The sequence below is a fragment of the Flavobacterium piscis genome, assembly GCF_001686925.1.
Classification (GTDB): Bacteria; Bacteroidota; Bacteroidia; order Flavobacteriales; family Flavobacteriaceae; genus Flavobacterium; species Flavobacterium piscis.
Window position 1 is genome coordinate 121,527 of sequence record NZ_LVEN01000038.1, and the last position, 17,734, is coordinate 139,260.

Below are 17,734 nucleotides of genomic sequence, written 5' to 3' on the forward strand. Positions count from 1 at the left end.
TACTGATTATGAAACTCACTTTTAAAAGAAAGAGTAATGCTATTACAGGTACTAAAAATAGTATCTGGGAGAAATTTGAACAGGCCAATCTTCGATTGCAATATAAGTGTGCACAATGGCTAGAGCGTAAAACGTCTCATTTTTCACGATTCAATTGGATTGTAGTCCTATTCACTTTTATAGTGTTTACAGGAGGTTGCAGTATTTATCTAATTGTGAATAGCTTTTCAAATAATAAATCTAGAAATATAACAATAGCCCCGATTACCAAACCAACCAATCATATATCCTTAAAAAAAAAGCCTCCTGAACTCAATACGATTATTAGTAAAACAGAATTTGAAAAAATCACAAGTTTTAGGAAACATATGGATAGTCTGGGCCGCAGTCCGACAGGAAAAAAAACTTATGACAATATTATGTCAAACCGTCCCGGACTTCTGGACAGTTTAACAATAATAGAAAATTATTATTACTCACATCTTAAAAATTAATATCATGGAACAAAACACAAAATCATTAAAGGCCTTAAAATATCGTAAGATGCTCTTGGTACTGCCAATATTGGCTTTGCCATTTCTGACTGCCATATTTTGGGCATTGGGCGGTGGAAAAATGGATGCTGCCAACCAGGCAGCACCACAGCAAAAAGGTTTTAATCTAAAACTACCCAATGCGAACCTGAAAGAAGGACTTCCACTCGATAAAATGAATTATTACGATCTGGCTGCCCTTGATTCGGCAAAGCTTGATGAACTTATCAAAAAAGACCCCAACTATTTGAGCCAGTCCTTTCAGATTGATTCTACTGAGGACAGAAGTGCTGTTACTCAAACAAAAGAACAACATGGTTTAAATAAATCCGTTTATCGCGATCCAAACGAAGAAAAAGTGCATCAAAAATTGGAAGCATTGCAAAAAGCAATCAATACGCCAGTATCAGTCCCAGAGCAAAACAGTGATTATGCCAGATATACAAAATCAAATGAATCCTCAATCCATTCCAATGATGTGGACAGGCTGGAACAAATGATGCAATCTATGAATGAAGAGCAGGAAAGTCAGGATCCGGAACTGCAGCAACTCGGTGGAATGCTGGAGAGTATTTTGGATATCCAACATCCGGGCAGGGTACAGGAAAAATTAAAAAAAGCTTCCGAGGCTCAGCGTGGACAAGTCTTTACCATTTCCACCAAAGCGTATGAAGATCCTGTTTCTTCTTTACAAAGCAAAACAATGAACAGTTCTGAGTATAAACAGAATGGTTTTTACTCTTTAGACGAACTAGAAAATGATGATTCAATGCAGAATGCTGTAGAAGCCATTATTCATGAAACACAAACAATTGTAAATGGCTCGACAGTTAAATTCCGACTCATGAATGACATATTTATAAATGGCATTAAAATTTCAAAAGACAATTTTTTGTTTGGAACAGCTTCGTTAAAGGGAGAAAGGCTAACAATCAACATTAGTAGTATTAGATACAACAACTCCTTATTTCCGGTGGATTTGTCTGTTTACGACATGGATGGACTTGTTGGTATATATATTCCGGGAGCCATTAATCGTGATGTCGCCAAAGCATCCGCTGATCGCTCCATGCAAACTTTAGGAGTTGCATCACTAGACGATTCCTGGGGGGCTCAGGCAGCTGGAGCGGGAATTGAAGCGGCTAAAAGCCTGCTAAGTAAAAAAGTAAAACTAGTTAAAGTAGTTGTAAAAGCAGGTTATAAGGTACTGCTGCATGATGAAAAACAGAAACAAAAAGATTCCAATTAAAAACTAAAAAAGATACAGATGAAAAATTTTAAACTATTGGTGATGGGGCATCTATTATTTATGACCATCAGTGTATTGGCACAACAAACAAGTAAAAACCGTTTATCTAAAACAGAATCAGATTCTTTAATGATAGCCTATTCAAAAACGACCAATATTGTATTTCCTTTTGCCATAAAAAGTGTCGACAAAGGAAGTCCCGACATATTGGTACAAAAAGCAAAAGGTCTTGAAAACATCCTTCAGGTTAAGGCAGCTCAAAAGGGATTTTTTCAGACCAATCTTACGGTCGTGACTGCAGATGGTAAACTCTACTCTTTCGTGCTGGATTATAATGAAGATTTCCCGCAGCTGAATCTTACGCTGAATAAAACTAAGCCAGATGGACAGGAAATTTATTTTTCAGATGAAATTATTAATGATCAGGATATTGAGGAATATTCAAAATTAGCGCTATACGACAAAAAAAAGCTGCGAGGTCAAAAGGAAAGTAAATACGATATTGATTTTAGGCTCAATGGAATTTTTATTCGTGACGAAGTAATGTATTATAGGATAAAGATAACCAACAATTCTAAAATCAATTATGAGATAGACCAGCTTCGTTTTTTTATTCGCGACACTAAAAAAATAAAACGTACTGCTTCACAGGAAATTGAAATTACGCCCATTTATATGCTGAATGATATTGATAAAATTCAAGCTGAAGCAGAAAACATCTTTGTGTTTGCGCTGCCAAAATTTACAATTCCGGAAAAAAAATATTTAGCCATACAGCTAATGGAGAAAAATGGCGGCAGACATTTAGAAGAACATGTCAAGAATACAAAACTGGTACAGGTGACTGTACTTCCCAAACTATAAATTATTTAATAATTAAAAAATTGAAATCATGAACGAGAAAAATTTTGAATACTTACGCGACCAGTTAAAGTATACTGGTTTTGGAGATGCATTAGAGTCTGAATTAAAAGAAAAAATGCAAAAAGAAGAACCTAATTTCACTTTGACGCATAATGCGCAATATGGTAATGATACTGCTGCTGCTACATTAAATTTCAATAAGTCAAAAGAAAGTGATATGTATTTCTTTAATTCTTATAAAGTGGAATTGCAAAAAGAGAATTCCAAAGAAAATTTGGAGCAAACCTTTTATATCAATAAAGGCAGCAACATAACCATGAAAGAGGCTTACAATCTTATGGAAGGCAGATCAGTAAATAAAGATCTTACCAATAAAGAGGGAGAAATTTACAATTCTTGGGTTCAAATCGATTTTAAGCAATCCGAATCTAATGGAAACTTTAAACTAAACCATTACCATCAGAATTACGGCTATGATTTAGAAGCAGCACTGTCCAAGCATCCAATTAAAGAGCTGGAAATCCCAAAATACAAAGAAGACTTAATAAATTCTTTGAAAAAGGGAAATCTGCAATCCGCTACTTTCCAAAAAGAAGGAAATGAGATTAAGCAGTATATTGAAGCCAGCCCACAATTCAAGACAATTAATGTATATGACAGCAATTTGCAGCGCATTGATAATCGTAAGTCTAAAGAAGAAAAGCAATCCGAAACCCAGCAAGCTTCTGAAAAACAAGGCAGTAAAAAGCAAAATCAAACTGCCGATGATGATGGACCAGAAGTGCCAAAGGAAGCTAAGAAGAAAAAGAAAAGTCAATCCATGTAATTAGTAATCATGAACCAACAACTTCCCATAAACAGAGTAGAGATGGAATTGAACCAGTGGCGCTCCAGGGAAGAGCGTTTTAGTAAACTGTTTAATTTTAGTCTTTCCAATAATAGGTCACTTATCAAAGAAAAGCTGCATCATTACGAGCGAATTGGAACAAAGTATAAGGGCAGCAAAAATATTGATGAACGTTTTGCTTTGCAGATGCTCAAGCAGGAAAAGGACAAGATTCTAAAACAGCTTTATCCTAATTTATTGGTAAGACTCATTCGTAAACTAGTTGTCGCACCGCTTATAGATCAAATTGCAGTGCGTAAGGATGTAAAAGAAGAGCAGAAGAATAACCAAGCGCTGTACGATCAAGTGCAGCGTATTGGTTTTATAGATTTATCAAATCAAATTGATCAGCAAATCAAACATGGTCACCAGCAATTTACTATTCCGGTTTCCTATTACGTCAACGAAAAAGAACGACTGGATCATGAGTTGTCCTTTGTTAAAGACCAAAGCGGACAGTATCAATTTGAGGGTTATAAAGCTAGTCTGCATAATGAGTTAAAACCTGAAGAAAACAGGAATCAGTACTTCAAAGTTGAGCAAGAAAATTCTGTTGACACAACACAGGCTTATAATTTGTTGGCAGGGCGAGCGGTTCAAAAGGAAAAAACTTGGATACAACTAGATCTTAACGACAAAGATGCTAGTGGCAATCATAAAATCAAAGAATTTCATTCCGGGTATGGTTACGATCTTGAAAAAGCCGTACACCAACTTCCTTTAAAGGAATTATCAAAAAAAACTCAAGCCGATAAATTAAAGGATGATTTAAAACAAGGAAATCGGCTGCCTGTAACCTTGATTAAAAATGGAAATGAACATCGGTTTTACATTGAAGCAAATCCTCAGTTTAAATCGGTAAATATTTATGACGAACATTCGAGAAAAATAACGCTCTCAACGGCATTGGGTAATAAAACAATGGAAACTGTAAAACAAATTCAAAAAACGAGTGAGAGCCAGCAGGAGAAATATTCGAAAAGGAATAGTATGCGTATAAGCTGATAAACTTAAACATAATGAAAACATTAAAACCTTTATCGGACTTCTTTAAGGCAATTGAAAAAGATTACCGTATTAGCGTAACGCATATTGGTATATATGCGGCATTGCTCCAATTTAGGACGGAAAAGGGTTTTATTAATCCTATCGAGGTCTATAGGTATGAAATTATGAAGTTAGCTAAGATAACCGGGCCTGTAACATACCATAAATGCATGCGTGAACTAAATGAGTATGGTTATATAAGTTATCTTCCAAAACGCAATAGAAACCAAAGGAGTACGATTTATTTCAATTCTTAGTGACATTGATATAGAAGTAAAATTGCAAAAAAAGTTTATGTTATGAAGAAGTTTGCTTTTGAAGAACTTCCCGATGCGGTTTCAAAATTATATGGGAGGATGCAAGAAATAGAAAGGTTTTTAGAAAAAAATAAACCTAACCTTAGTAAAAGGAATTCGTCACTTAATGCCTTAGCACAAGAGAAGTGCAGTTCTAATTTCAACAAGAGCGATTTGGCACAACTTTTTTATATTCTTATGGATGAGAAAATTTTATTTTTTGATGACCATAATCAGAAGTGTAATAGAAGCAAAATTCAGCTTTTTATAGAAAATAATTTTACATATATAGGAGATTCAGGGCTTCAAACAAACATAGATACTATAAGTAAACAGTTTTCTGAGTCAAAAGGATTTACCTATAAAGACAAGCAAATAAGATTTCTTGAGAATATTATTGTTATACTTGAAAAACGGAGAGAAAAATTAATTTGCTGGTAATCTGTATCACTTAAAATGCAATACTAAAAATTAACTATTATGTCTAAAGAAGATAACAAAACTAAAATGTCCTATATAGTAGCAATCAAACAATTGCTAGATCCTTTATATGCCAGACTAGAAAAAATAGATTCAAAAATAAAAGGAAACAATACAAAAGACAGTTTACGATATTATAGAAATGAAGATTTAAAGAAAATATTTGGACTCTCAAATAATACAATCATTAAATACCGTCAAACGGGTATACTTCCTTATACTAAATTAGGTGATATTTACTTGTATGAATCAAGCAAAATAGAAAAAATACTTAGCGAAAACGAACCGTGATTATTATTGATTGTACTTCTACAAGTAAGATAAGATTCTATTTCAATGCAAAGGCAAAAGGATTCATTTGTGAATTCTTTTGCCTTTTTTTATTAGTTAGTCGGTGTATAACTGGCTAATTGTTCAAGTATACTTTTGTTTTAATTTTGACATGTCTTCCATAATATTCATATCCAGTACCTTAGCGTAATGTTGGGTCTGTTTAATATTAGTATGTCCCATCATCGCTGAAACATTCTCTATTCTTATTCCATTACCTAAAGTCACGGTTGTTGCAAACGTATGTCTCGCTACATACCAAGTGAGGTGTTTATCGATACCGCACAAATCAGCAATTTCCTTTAGATAAGCATTCATTTTTTGATTAGATAACTTTGGGATCAGTCCAATTTGCATGTTCCTGTATTTATTAATAATCGCCAAGGTGGGAGGAAGGATAGGGACATTTGCCCTAATAGCTGTTTTTGCCCTATTGGTCATAATCCAAAGATTATCATTTCCATCCGAAGATATGTTATTGGATGTAAGGTTAGCGGCATCTACAGGTGCATATCCCGTATAACAGCTAAACAGAAAAACATCTTTAACCTTTTCTAGGCGTTTAACTGAAAATTTCTTGTTTTCAATTAAATTTAATTCGTACTGAGTAAGAAATATAGCATCTGTGACATGCAGTTTACCATCATAAACATTAAAAGGGTCTTTGTCTATTATACCCATTCTGATGCTGTATTTACATGCTGTTTTGTACATGCGCATGTATTTGACTACCGAGTTATTTTGAATGCCTGTTTTGCCTTTAAAGCTGCTGTCATATTTAAGAAATGCTTCAAGATTGTAAACATAGGCACTGTTCACTTCTGGCAAAGAAATATCTTGTATTCCATACTGCTTTGTCATAAATGTGATAAGCAAATCTTTTGCACGTTCATATTTCTGGTAGGAAGCCTTTGATCGCTCTCCGGCATCAACCTTTCTTTTAAAGAACTCATTATGCCTGTTCATAATTTCGATTATGCTTACAGAATCTTCTTTTACGGCTGTTTCTCCTTTAAATTCATCTTTGAGTAATTGCAATGAAAAATCCTGATCAATTTTAAGAAGTTCATTGAACTTCTTCTCCATACCAAGAAGAAAAAGATCCAGGGCATTCTTAATAACCTTTTCTTTTTCAAGTTTTAGAACACTTCTTAGGTTGTCAGTAAATTGCCATCTTTCTTTTAAGATCGATTTACCCGCCGCCATCGTTATGGATTGCTTCTTGTACGAAATGCGGGCATAAATTGGAGATTCTCCACTTTTGTTGAATTTACCTGCTTTGAGATAAAAAATTACTTTTAACATAACTCACAATTTTAAATTAATAATCAAATTGATTTAAAATCGCTGAAAGTTTGTAGTGTTTTCAGGGAATTCCCGGGCAATTCACTTTTTTTAGTGACCCTTTTTTTGCTTTTTTTTGCGAAAAAAAATAGGGGTCACTCATAGGGTCACCGTACTTTGATAATATATGTGTTTTTTGACAAGTGACAAAAAACGAAAAAGCCTTTAAATACTTGTATTTAAAGGCTTTTGACTTTTAAAGTTTCTTCTGAAACTTCATCTGGCGGAGAAAGAGGGATTCGAACCCCCGGACCTGTTACAGTCAACAGTTTTCAAGACTGCCGCATTCGACCGCTCTGCCATTTCTCCAGTATGTACCAATCATTTGCTGATTGCGAGTGCAAATATAAGACGCTTTTTCGGTTCTCAAAACTTTTTTTGGAACTATTTACAAAGAAAATAATATAATAAAAAAAGAAAACCCTTAACAAACGTTAAGGGTTTCAAGTTCAGCGGAGAAAGAGGGATTCGAACCCCCGGACCTGTTACAGTCAACAGTTTTCAAGACTGCCGCATTCGACCGCTCTGCCATTTCTCCAGTATGTCGCGATCATTTTGTGATTGCGAGTGCAAATATAGTGCGCTTTTCCGATTATAAAAACTTTTTCAGCTATTTTTTTAAGTTAATTTTTAAGTACTTAATTATCAGTATTCCTAAAAATAATTTTTCTTAATAAATTAATCCAAATCGTCTAAAATTGGAGTTGGTTTTTTGTTTTCATCTACAGCAACAAACGAAAAAGTTCCTGAAACTACCGTTTCGCGAAGTTCAGAATACATTTGTTCCATAAAAATATCAACATGAATTTTACAACTGGTTCTTCCAACACTATCTACTTTTGCTACTAATTCAATTAAAGTTCCTGCCGGAATCGCCTTTTTAAAGTCAATTTGTCCAGTGGATATCGTCACTACTTTTTTACGGCTAAAACGAGTAGCACAAATAAAAGCAACTTCGTCCATAAGATGTAAAGCAGTTCCACCAAATAAGGTATCATAATGGTTGGTAGTACTTGGAAAAACGGCTTTAAATATACGCGTCTCAGATTTTTTAATTCTTTCTTCTAATGTCCCCATATTAGTAACTTACGTATTCTGTGATTTCAAGACCATATCCAATCATTCCTACACGTTTTGTTTGCTCTGTGTTTGATACCAATCTAATTTTAGAAATATCAATATCATGCAGAATTTGAGCCCCAATCCCGTAGTCTTTGCTATCAATGACTACTTTTGGTGCTTTCATTGTTCCTTCTGCCTGTAAAGCTTTAAGTTCAGAGATTCTACTTAATAAATTTACTGCCTGCATATCCTGATTAATAAAGATTACAGCACCTTTCCCATTTTCATTAATAACTTTAAACATACCGTCTAATTGTTGTTCAGCATTGTTTGTTAAAGTTCCTAATAAATCATTATTTACTTGCGAAGAGTGAATTCTGGTTAAGATAGGTTCTCCAAGATTCCAGGTTCCTTTTGTTAGGGCAATATGAATTTGTTTGTTGGTTGTTTGCTCGTAAGCTCTTAATCTAAAAGTTCCAAAACGGGTTTCGATATCAAAATCTTCTTTTTTAACGATAAGACTGTCGTGTTGCATTCTGTAAGCCACTAAATCTTCAATCGAAACTAATTTTAAATCAAATTTCTTAGCTACTTTCACCAATTCAGGTAAACGCGACATCGTTCCGTCTTCATTTAGAATTTCGCAAATCACACCAGCCGATTTAAATCCGGCCAATCTTGCAAAATCAATAGCCGCTTCTGTGTGGCCAGTTCTTCTTAATACACCACCTTGTTTTGCCACCAAAGGAAAAATATGTCCCGGTCTTGCCAATTCGTGTGGTTTTACATTTGAATCTGTTAGGGCTAATACTGTTTTAGACCTGTCAGCAGCAGAAATTCCGGTCGTTACTCCATGTCCTTTTAAATCTACCGAAACCGTAAAAGCAGTTTCCATATGATCTGTATTATTGGTAACCATTGGTCTTAAATCCAATTCTTTACAACGGCTTTCAGTTAATGGAGCACAAATTAATCCACGTCCGTGAGTAGCCATAAAATTGATCATTTCCGGGGTTACTTTTTCGGCTGCAGCCAAAAAATCACCTTCGTTTTCACGATCTTCATCATCGACCACAATGATTACTTTACCTTGACGAATATCTTCTATAGCTTCTTCAATGGTATTCAGTTGTATTTTTGTTGTTGACATAATTATTTTTGATTTTGAGCAGGAAAAAACCGCTCGGAAATTTTTTGAAATAGTTGTGAAATTGGAGTGGTAATCGCATCAAAGTTGATTAATCCGTTGTCGTTTGTTGCACGATAGGTTAACAACACAGCCAATGGTGATAGCACAAATGAAGACATCCATGATCCCATAAAAGGAGACATTCCGCCTTCTTGCGAGAGTCTTTTTCCAAAAGTATTGATAAAGTGGAAAGTAATAAAAATTAAAACTGCAAATACAATTGGCAAACCAAGTCCGCCTTTTCGGATAATAGCACCTAATGGAGCCCCAATAAAAAACATTAAAAAACATGCAAAAGCAATTACAAACTTTTCGTACAAAGCTGTTAAGTGTTTATTGATGTCGCGCTGTTTATCTTTTAGATCTTTTTGCGTAGTTTCAATAGAGTAAATGTTACTGACAACATTACTTCCCGCCATTTTAAGGATATCTGATTTTTGTTTTGTCGTATATAAAGACAAAAGATTATCAGGCAATGGCTTTTTCTTTTTATTTACATTAATTGCTGCTACCGGAGCTTTTCTAATGCCAACGCGCTGGTTGATATTCTCTGAAAAAGAAAGAATTTCGTTATCCAGATTTTTATTTAATGAATCTAAAGTGTACCGCAATTCGTTTACATTTAGCATTGCGTTTGTACTACCAACACTTTCCTTGTCTTCATCAACTTTATTTAATTCCGATAAATCAATATTGATTACCTGCTTTTTAAAAGCTGCTTTTACAAAAGGTAATTTAGCCCGATCTTCATATTTTGTAGGAGTAACATCCTGATAGTAATATCCATCATTTAAAACCAGTTTTAAGATACTGGACTTTTCGTTACTTATTAATTTACCGTCTTTTGCTTTAATAACAGTTTTGTTTTCTCCAACGTTATTTGGCTTTTCATGAATAGTAACACCAGTTAGGATATTTCCGTTTTCACCTGATTTTTTATTGACTTTTATATTATAAAAGCCTACATCACTAAACTGGCCTTCTGCAATGGCCATTGCGGGCTTGGCCTGAGCGATATTTTTCCGGAAATTCATAAATTTATATTCAGCGTATGGAATCACATTGTTGGCAAACCAAAATGCGACAATACTTAAAACAAAAATAAAGACAATCAAGCCTCTCATTGCCCTCTGAAGAGATATACCAGAAGATTTCATCGCAGCAAACTCATAGTTTTCGGCTAAATTTCCAAAAGTCATAATCGAAGCCAGTAAAACCGATAATGGTAAAACCAGCGGAATGATTCGCGGCATCGAGAACAACAGGAACTTTACAACCAAAATCAAATCCAGATCTTTACCTGCAAGTTCAGATATAAAAAGCCAGACGGTTTGAAGTATGAATATAAAAAAAAGGATTACGAATACCGTAGTAAACGTAATCAGAAATGTTTTTAGTAAGTATTTGTCTAAAATTTTCAACCTTGTAATTAATCTAATTTGTTGATGTAGTATTTTGGATATTTGCTCGCTACAAATGTAAATTGATTTTTTGATAAAGGCTGATTGGTTTTAAAAGAATTAACGGTTAAAGTGGTTTTTGTTCCATTTTTACCAGTTTCGATTAAATTGTAGATGTGTTTTGTCTGAACATCAATACCTAAAAGAATTTCTTTTCTTTGATCTTTTGCACTTGTAGGCGCTAATTTAATGTATTGAATTTTTCTTCCTTTTACATTTTGCACAATATCCATGTTATATTTGTATCCGGAATTAAAAAACGTAAGCATTTTTGAAGGTGTAATAGCTGCATCGTCTTTTTCGTTTACTTTAGAAACAGTAACCTCTTCATCTTCAGGAACAATTGTATATGTTTTTTGACCATCAAATATTTTAGTCACACCCATAAAATTCAATACATATTGATTGCCTTTCATGGTTACATTTCCTTTGCTGTCCTGGTTGATGTTTTCTTTAGCGTTATTCAAAGAATATTTAAAATCAATAACAATATTGTCGTAACTCTTTATTTTGGCAGTTACTTCGTTCAATAAATCTTTGGCTTTTTTATCCTGAGCCTGAATAGAAGTGAAACTCAAAAGCAATATAACTGCCATTTGAAAGCACTTTTTAGTCATCTTAGTAATAGAATTGTTTTGGATTTCCTGAATTTTTGTTTTCATGATTGGATTAATTTTGTTCATTATTAAAAAATTGATCAAGAGCACTTAAGTCAGATATGTTCACACTTCTTGCTTTACTGCCTTCAAACGGTCCAACAATTCCTGCTGCTTCCAGCTGATCGATCAAACGACCGGCTCTGTTGTAACCTAATTTTAATTTTCTTTGCAATAATGAAGCTGAACCTTGTTGCGCATTGACAATAATCTCCGCAGCTTCTCTAAATAAAGTATCTCTTTCGGAAATATCCATATCAAGATTAATGCCAGTTTCTTCTCCAACAAACTCAGGAAGCAAATAAGCTGTGGCATAAGCTTTTTGCGAACCAATAAAATCCGTAATTTTTTCTACCTCAGGAGTATCGATAAAGGCACATTGTACACGAACCACATCATTCCCGTTGGTATATAATAAATCTCCACGACCAATTAACTGATCGGCTCCTTGTGTATCAAGAATCGTTCTTGAGTCAATTTTTGATGTTACCCTAAAAGCGATCCTCGCAGGGAAATTCGCTTTAATTAAACCTGTAATAACGTTTACAGACGGTCTTTGTGTGGCAATAATCAAGTGAATACCAATAGCACGCGCTAACTGAGCCAAACGCGCAATCGGAATTTCGACTTCTTTACCGGCAGTCATAATCAAATCGGCGAACTCATCGACAACTAATATAATATAAGGTAAGAATCTATGTCCGGCTTCTGGATTTAATTTTCTGGCTCGGAATTTTTCGTTGTATTCTTTAATATTACGAACCATTGCATCTTTCAGTAATGAATAACGATTATCCATTTCAACACAAAGCGAATTTAAAGTATTCACCACTTTTGCATTGTCGGTAATAATAGCATCTTCAGTATCCGGAAGTTTGGCTAAATAATGTCTTTCAATTTTATTGAATAAGGTAAGCTCTACTTTTTTAGGATCGACCAAAACGAATTTTACTTCCGCAGGATGCTTTTTGTATAAAAGCGACGTTAAAACAGCATTCAATCCAACAGATTTTCCTTGTCCTGTAGCACCCGCCATCAATAAGTGAGGCATTTTGGCTAAATCAACAACAAAAGTTTCGTTCGAAATTGTTTTTCCTAAAGCAATTGGTAATTCCATTTCAGCTTCCTGGAACTTCGCAGATCCAATAACGCTTTTCATTGAAACCATTGTTGGGTTCTTGTTCGGAACCTCAATACCAATTGTTCCTTTACCCGGAATTGGTGCAATGATACGAATTCCTAATGCCGAAAGTGATAAAGCAATATCATCCTCTAAACTCTTAATTTTAGAAATTCTGATTCCGGCTTCCGGTACAATTTCGTATAAAGTTACCGATGGACCAACTGTTGCTTTAATCTGGGCAATTTCTATTTTGTAGTTACGAAGTGTGTCTACAATTTTGTTTTTATTTTCTTCTAATTCTTCCTGATTGATCGTAATTCCCCCGGTCGAATATTCTTTCAATAAATCAATTGTTGGGAATTTATAATTCGATAGATCTAAAGTTGGATCGAATAATCCAAAATCAGCTACAAGGCGCGAAGCCAGGTTTTCTTCGATAATATCTTCCTCTTCCGGTTTTTCAACAACAAATTCTTCAGTGTGAACCACAGGAGCAACTGTTGCTGGTTTTATATCCATTTGAAGAGGTTTTACAACCGGATTCAAATCAATTTCTGATGAATGATTTATGGTAGGTTTTAAAGCTTCTTTGTTGATTTCAAATTGCGTATCTTCTGTTTTTAGATGAATATTATCTAATTCAGGATCTTCCTCAATTGCAAATTCTTCAAGATTATAAGCGCTTTCTGCCTGTTGTGGTTTTAGGGACCCCAGTTCTGATTTGAATTCTTTTTTAGTAGAATCAAAATAAGACTGGATCTTCTCCGGAGATAATTTAATTTTAAAAATAAGGTAAATGATTAACCCAAAAAGCAAGGTCAGTAAAGTACCTGTTTTTCCGATGTAATCCTGAAGGAATAAATTTAGCTCATACCCAATTGTTCCGCCTAATTCAGGTGCCGATGTGGCGAAAAATCCAAATAAAACAGAAACAACAATTATGGCAAATAAATCCCAGAACCAAATACTTTTTAGTCTTTTAGTAGACATTTCCAATGCCAGAAATAATCCGGTTAAGAAAAACAAACGGACTAATACAAAAGAAGCAAGTCCAAAACCTCTGTAAACAATTAAATCGGCAAGGTAAGCACCAAATTTTCCGAGCCAGTTTTGCACTACTTCAGAGCGATCACCAAGCTGGCTTACTGCACTTTGATCTGTTTGCCATTGTCCGTTGACGTAAAAAGAGATAAATGCAACTAATAGTGCAATAGAAAATAGTACCAAAAGACAACCCAAAACAAAACGTTGCTGTTTGTTGGGTATCCAAGATTTTAACCTCTCAGTTTTTGGTGCGCTTTTTTTGTCTACTGTTTCTTTTTTTGTTGTTTTTGCCATTCTTGCGTTTACTGTTGCCTAGATAAATTTTGGGATATAAATGATCAAGCCTATTGCGATTGCGGTCATTGCGGCAAAAAATACCGCTCCTGCAGCAATATCTTTAATAAATCCGATTCGTTTACTGTAATCAGGATGAATAAAATCAGCAATTTTTTCTACTGCTGTATTCAATCCTTCAACACTTAAGACTAAACCTATGGCTAAGGTTTGACAAAGCCATTCGGTTTGTGAAATGTGAAAATAAAACCCGGCAATGGTCATAACAATTCCCAATGAGAATTGAACCATAATGCTATGTTCTGTTTTTATAAGTTTTACAGCTCCGTTAAACGCATATGTCATGCTTTTTAAACGACCAGTAACAAAAGTATTATCTTTTTGAAATTCCATTTATAGGTATTATAGTGCTGCTAAAGCTGCTTCGTAATTTGGTTCATTTGCGATTTCAGCAACTTGTTCCGTATGGACAATTTTTCCGTTTTCATCAACAACAATTATAGCTCTTGAATGCAAACCTGCTAAAGGTCCGTCAACGATTTCTAAACCATTTGTTTTACCAAAAGTTCCAGCTTGAAAATCAGATAAGTTTACTACATTCTCCAATCCTTCAGCACCACAAAAACGTTTTTGGGCAAATGGCAAATCTCTTGAGATACATAAAACAGTTGTGTTTTCTAAACCGCTCGCGCTTTCGTTGAATTTTCTAACAGATGTCGCACAAGTTCCGGTATCAACACTTGGAAAAATGTTTAAAACTAATTTTTTCCCCGCGAAGTTACTTAATGAAGCAACAGACAAATCATTTTGTACCAATTTGAAATCAGCTAGTTGTGAACCTACTGTTGGTAATTCGCCTGAAGTATGTATTGGATTTCCTCCTAATGTTATTGAAGCCATGATGTTTGTTTAAATTAATGAGGCTCAAAAGTAAGGATTAATATTTGAAACTAAAAGTATTTGTTATGCGTTTAAGTATAGATTAAGAGTAGAATTTGACGAAGGGAACAATGTGTGGTTTGTTCCTCTAAGGCATATGGTTAAAGTAAATTAATACCCATTATAACGAAATATATACTTACTCTTAATCTGAGCCTATAGCTATATTGTTTTATTATGAAAGATTATATTTTTTCTAAATCAACATCGTTTATAAATTCAATTACTCCATTCATAAAAACTTTTTGATCGTCCCACATAGCAAGGTGGCTTCCATTTGGACAATATAAATAACGCCCCTTTTTTACTAATTTACTTTGTTCCTCCATTGCTTTTGGATCCATAGTATCGTATTTCGCACCGATCATTAAGGTAGGAATTGTAATTTCGGGTAAACGCTTTTTAATGTCCCATTTTGCTAATCGACCGCTAATGCCAAATTCACTCGGACCTTGCATCATAGTATAAATCTCATTATTAACATGTTTACTGGCGCGGTTTAATCCGTCAGGCCAATCTTTTAAACGACATAAATGTTGTTGATAATAATTGGGAATAAGCAATTCCATATAACGCGGATTATTAAAGTCCTTTTTAGCTTCAAGTGATCTAATTTCTGCTAATATTTCAGGTTTCATTTGTTTGGATAGTACTTTATCAGCATATTTTCCATAATCCGGTGCACTGGCCATCATGTTAGCAACCAATAACCCTTTCATATTTTGCTGGTATTTAAGCGCATATTCCATCGCAAGAATTCCGCCCCAAGAGTTCCCTAAAATATAAAAGTTATTTTTATCAGCTCCGATTGCTTTTCGTACTTGTTCAACTTCGTCAACAAAGCGTTCCGTTGTCCATAAACTGCTGTCTTTTGGCTGATCACTATAATAGGAACCCAATTGATCATATTCATAAAATTCAAATCCTTCTCGTTGAAAGAAAGTCTCAAAACATTCCATGTATTCGTGTGTCATTGCCGGACCACCATGTAATAGCAGTACTTTAATTTTGGGATTGCTACCAAAACGTTTAGTCCAAACTTTAAATTCTCCTACAGCAGTTTTTATTGGAATCATTTTTATTCCTGCCGATTCTACACCACTACTTTCTTGATAATTGAAATAACTGGAAAGTGATGTCGATTTGGTTTCATTTTTACAGGAAATAATTACAAAAGTGATAATCAGAATTACTAGATAACGCATGTGTTTTTATTTAGAGTTATTTATAACGTTTTTTTATTTCATTATTAAATTATTATCTTTTTTAATAGGAAAGAAATAAGCATACACATCAAAATCAGCATTATTAAAATAAAAGCTGCTTACTTTTTTCATTCGCATTTTTTCATGTGCCCTCAAGGACGTGAGGTTATCACTTTTAATAAATAAAATTCCTTCTCGATTAGGTTCTAATTTTAAGAGTTCCTGAAACATAAGTTGCGCCAATCCGTTTCCGCGTTGATTTTGACTCACACAAATAGGCCCATAAATATAGGAATTTGGAGAACCCAAATAAGACGCTAACATAGCATCCACAATGGGAAATTCACGTTTATTGTGTACAGATTTTGATGTTGTCAATAAAAAACCGACAATTTCATTGTCAAACTTAGCTATAATTTGTGGCATATCAGTCATCATTTCCTTGATTTGATATGCTGTTAATTCTCCTGATAATGTCCCGCCTCGAAAAGTCTGATTGGCCGTTTGCAGTTTTATTATCCCATCTAAATCATGAATAGTAGCCACTTTTATTACAATAGAATTTCTCATAACGTTTTTAATTATAATAAGTTACAATATAAGAAATCCTGTTTTTAAAATAATAAAGGTTTCTTAAATTGATTTGAATGTATTAATGCTTGTTGTAAATTAGTGAAAGAAAATTAATAATTTTAAATATTAAAATCATGAAAAAGATAATCATAATTGCCGTAATGTTCCTTGGTTTTACAATATCGGCTAATGCGCAGAAGAAAATTGAAGTTACTGAATTGCCAAAACCGGCACAGGATTTTTTAAAAAAACACTTTAGCAATCGAGAAATAGACGTTGTAAAAAAAGATGCTGAACACGGTGAAAAAGGATATGAAGTGAAGTTAAAAAACGGAACGGAAATAGAGTTCTGGAAAGACGGTTCTTATCGTGAAGTAGACGGAGGTAAAAAACCTATTCCAACTGCATTTATTCCCGCACCAGTAAAAGATTATGTATCAAAAAATCATCCAAATGAAAAAATTACCCATATCGATTATGGACACAAGGATCTTGACGTGGATTTAACAAACAATATAGATTTGGAATTTACCAAAGAGGGTAAAATTTTAAAAGATAAAAAGGACGAATAAAAGATTTCCAAATAAATCGTAGAAAAAATTTTACTTTACTTCTAAAAAAAAAGCTTCAATTAGATTAACTAATTGAAGCTTTTAGTACTCAGAGCGGGACTTGAACCCGCACGAACATTGCTGTTCACTGGATTTTAAGTCCAGCGTGTCTACCAATTTCACCATCCGAGCATTTTTGTGGTACCTCCAGGGATCGAACCAGGGACACATGGATTTTCAGTCCATTGCTCTACCATCTGAGCTAAGGTACCATATTACTTATAATTAAATAAGCAAAATTTAGAATAAAAAACCCTGGTTCGTTAGAAACAGGGTTTTTCAAAGAAAGGCGACGACATACTCTCCCACATAACTGCAGTACCATCTGCGCAGGCGGGCTTAACTACTCTGTTCGGGATGGGAAGAGGTGAGCCCCGCCGCAATAACCACCTTAAGGCCGTTTTGCAATGGGTGATTAGCTTTAGCTAGTCAACATTACACAATATCTTAACATACTGAGATAAAGAAAAGTATTTTATTTATTAGAAAGTTTCTCCCCCCGACTTGCATCGGGGGAAAAGGGTGTACATAAGCTTACGGATTATTAGT

The 17,734-nt window shown here is 34.3% G+C and carries 19 protein-coding genes, 4 tRNA genes and 1 rRNA gene; 9 read left to right on the forward strand and 15 right to left on the reverse strand.

Annotated features, from left to right (window positions below; translation table 11 throughout):
- Positions 1-8: 8 nt before the first annotated feature.
- From FLP_RS17145 to FLP_RS17180, 8 genes are read left to right on the forward strand one after another with little or no spacing between them, the layout of a single operon-like run.
- On the forward strand, positions 9-494 hold the full coding sequence (locus FLP_RS17145) for a hypothetical protein (RefSeq protein ID WP_065450755.1): 486 nt from the start codon (positions 9-11) through the stop codon (positions 492-494).
- A 49-nt stretch (positions 495-543) separates the two neighbouring features.
- Entirely contained in the window at positions 544-1,782 is a 1,239-nt protein-coding gene (traM, locus tag FLP_RS17150) for a conjugative transposon protein TraM (RefSeq protein ID WP_317044571.1), read from the forward strand.
- A gap of 18 nt (positions 1,783-1,800) precedes the next feature.
- Positions 1,801-2,646, forward strand: coding sequence for a conjugative transposon protein TraN (gene traN / locus FLP_RS17155; protein ID WP_065450757.1), 846 nt, complete (start codon positions 1,801-1,803; stop codon positions 2,644-2,646).
- Positions 2,647-2,674: 28 nt separating this feature from the next.
- On the forward strand, positions 2,675-3,472 hold the full coding sequence (locus tag FLP_RS17160) for a hypothetical protein (RefSeq protein ID WP_065450758.1): 798 nt from the start codon (positions 2,675-2,677) through the stop codon (positions 3,470-3,472).
- Between the two features lie 9 nt (positions 3,473-3,481).
- On the forward strand, positions 3,482-4,537 hold the full coding sequence (locus FLP_RS17165) for a hypothetical protein (RefSeq protein ID WP_065450759.1): 1,056 nt from the start codon (positions 3,482-3,484) through the stop codon (positions 4,535-4,537).
- A 14-nt stretch (positions 4,538-4,551) separates the two neighbouring features.
- A complete protein-coding gene (locus tag FLP_RS25785; RefSeq protein ID WP_065450760.1) occupies positions 4,552-4,836 on the forward strand; it encodes a hypothetical protein in 285 nt (94 codons plus the stop codon).
- A gap of 42 nt (positions 4,837-4,878) precedes the next feature.
- Positions 4,879-5,316 (forward strand): hypothetical protein, encoded by a 438-nt coding sequence (locus tag FLP_RS17175; protein ID WP_065450761.1) that lies wholly within the window; start codon positions 4,879-4,881, stop codon positions 5,314-5,316.
- A gap of 39 nt (positions 5,317-5,355) precedes the next feature.
- On the forward strand, positions 5,356-5,646 hold the full coding sequence (locus FLP_RS17180) for a helix-turn-helix domain-containing protein (RefSeq protein ID WP_065450762.1): 291 nt from the start codon (positions 5,356-5,358) through the stop codon (positions 5,644-5,646).
- 123 nt (positions 5,647-5,769) lie between these two features.
- Here FLP_RS17180 and FLP_RS17185 read toward each other — a convergent pair whose 3' ends face one another.
- The 12 genes from FLP_RS17185 to FLP_RS17240 form a co-directional block, all read right to left on the reverse strand.
- Positions 5,770-6,990, reverse strand: coding sequence for a site-specific integrase (locus FLP_RS17185; RefSeq protein ID WP_065450763.1), 1,221 nt, complete (start codon positions 6,988-6,990; stop codon positions 5,770-5,772).
- Between the two features lie 260 nt (positions 6,991-7,250).
- Positions 7,251-7,338, reverse strand: a tRNA-Ser gene (locus FLP_RS17190).
- 144 nt (positions 7,339-7,482) lie between these two features.
- Positions 7,483-7,567: transfer RNA gene (locus FLP_RS17195), tRNA-Ser, on the reverse strand.
- 140 nt (positions 7,568-7,707) lie between these two features.
- Positions 7,708-8,106 carry an acyl-CoA thioesterase gene (locus FLP_RS17200; RefSeq protein WP_065450764.1) on the reverse strand — a complete coding sequence of 133 codons (399 nt, stop codon included), beginning with the start codon at positions 8,104-8,106 and terminating at the stop codon, positions 7,708-7,710.
- 1 nt (position 8,107) lies between these two features.
- Positions 8,108-9,241 (reverse strand): 3,4-dihydroxy-2-butanone-4-phosphate synthase, encoded by a 1,134-nt coding sequence (gene ribB / locus FLP_RS17205; protein WP_065450765.1) that lies wholly within the window; start codon positions 9,239-9,241, stop codon positions 8,108-8,110.
- A 2-nt stretch (positions 9,242-9,243) separates the two neighbouring features.
- On the reverse strand, positions 9,244-10,701 hold the full coding sequence (locus tag FLP_RS17210) for an LptF/LptG family permease (RefSeq protein WP_065450766.1): 1,458 nt from the start codon (positions 10,699-10,701) through the stop codon (positions 9,244-9,246).
- Between the two features lie 8 nt (positions 10,702-10,709).
- The gene (lolA1, locus tag FLP_RS17215) at positions 10,710-11,336 is read right to left on the reverse strand and encodes an outer membrane lipoprotein periplasmic chaperone LolA1 (RefSeq protein ID WP_483294815.1); all 627 of its coding nucleotides are present in this window, start codon (positions 11,334-11,336) and stop codon (positions 10,710-10,712) included.
- Positions 11,337-11,409: 73 nt separating this feature from the next.
- Positions 11,410-13,857 carry a DNA translocase FtsK gene (locus FLP_RS17220; protein WP_065450767.1) on the reverse strand — a complete coding sequence of 816 codons (2,448 nt, stop codon included), beginning with the start codon at positions 13,855-13,857 and terminating at the stop codon, positions 11,410-11,412.
- An 18-nt stretch (positions 13,858-13,875) separates the two neighbouring features.
- Complete coding sequence (locus FLP_RS17225; protein ID WP_065450768.1) at positions 13,876-14,250, reverse strand: diacylglycerol kinase; 375 nt, start codon at positions 14,248-14,250, stop codon at positions 13,876-13,878.
- A gap of 9 nt (positions 14,251-14,259) precedes the next feature.
- Complete coding sequence (gene tpx, locus FLP_RS17230; protein ID WP_065450769.1) at positions 14,260-14,757, reverse strand: thiol peroxidase; 498 nt, start codon at positions 14,755-14,757, stop codon at positions 14,260-14,262.
- Positions 14,758-14,981: 224 nt separating this feature from the next.
- Positions 14,982-16,001: a proline iminopeptidase-family hydrolase gene (locus FLP_RS17235; RefSeq protein WP_065450770.1), complete on the reverse strand. Its 1,020-nt coding sequence runs from the start codon at positions 15,999-16,001 to the stop codon at positions 14,982-14,984.
- Between the two features lie 33 nt (positions 16,002-16,034).
- Complete coding sequence (locus FLP_RS17240) at positions 16,035-16,571, reverse strand: GNAT family N-acetyltransferase (protein ID WP_083195897.1); 537 nt, start codon at positions 16,569-16,571, stop codon at positions 16,035-16,037.
- Positions 16,572-16,708: 137 nt separating this feature from the next.
- Here FLP_RS17240 and FLP_RS17245 point away from each other — a divergent pair, with 137 nt between their 5' ends.
- Positions 16,709-17,146, forward strand: coding sequence for a PepSY-like domain-containing protein (locus FLP_RS17245; protein WP_083195898.1), 438 nt, complete (start codon positions 16,709-16,711; stop codon positions 17,144-17,146).
- A gap of 85 nt (positions 17,147-17,231) precedes the next feature.
- Here the strand turns inward: FLP_RS17245 and FLP_RS17250 are convergent.
- The 3 genes from FLP_RS17250 to rrf all read right to left on the reverse strand — a co-directional run bounded on the left by FLP_RS17250 (position 17,232) and on the right by rrf (position 17,579).
- Positions 17,232-17,317: transfer RNA gene (locus FLP_RS17250), tRNA-Leu, on the reverse strand.
- 7 nt (positions 17,318-17,324) lie between these two features.
- Positions 17,325-17,397, reverse strand: a tRNA-Phe gene (locus FLP_RS17255).
- A gap of 72 nt (positions 17,398-17,469) precedes the next feature.
- Positions 17,470-17,579: ribosomal RNA gene (rrf, locus tag FLP_RS17260) — 5S ribosomal RNA — on the reverse strand.
- Between the last annotated feature and the right edge of the window lie 155 nt (positions 17,580-17,734).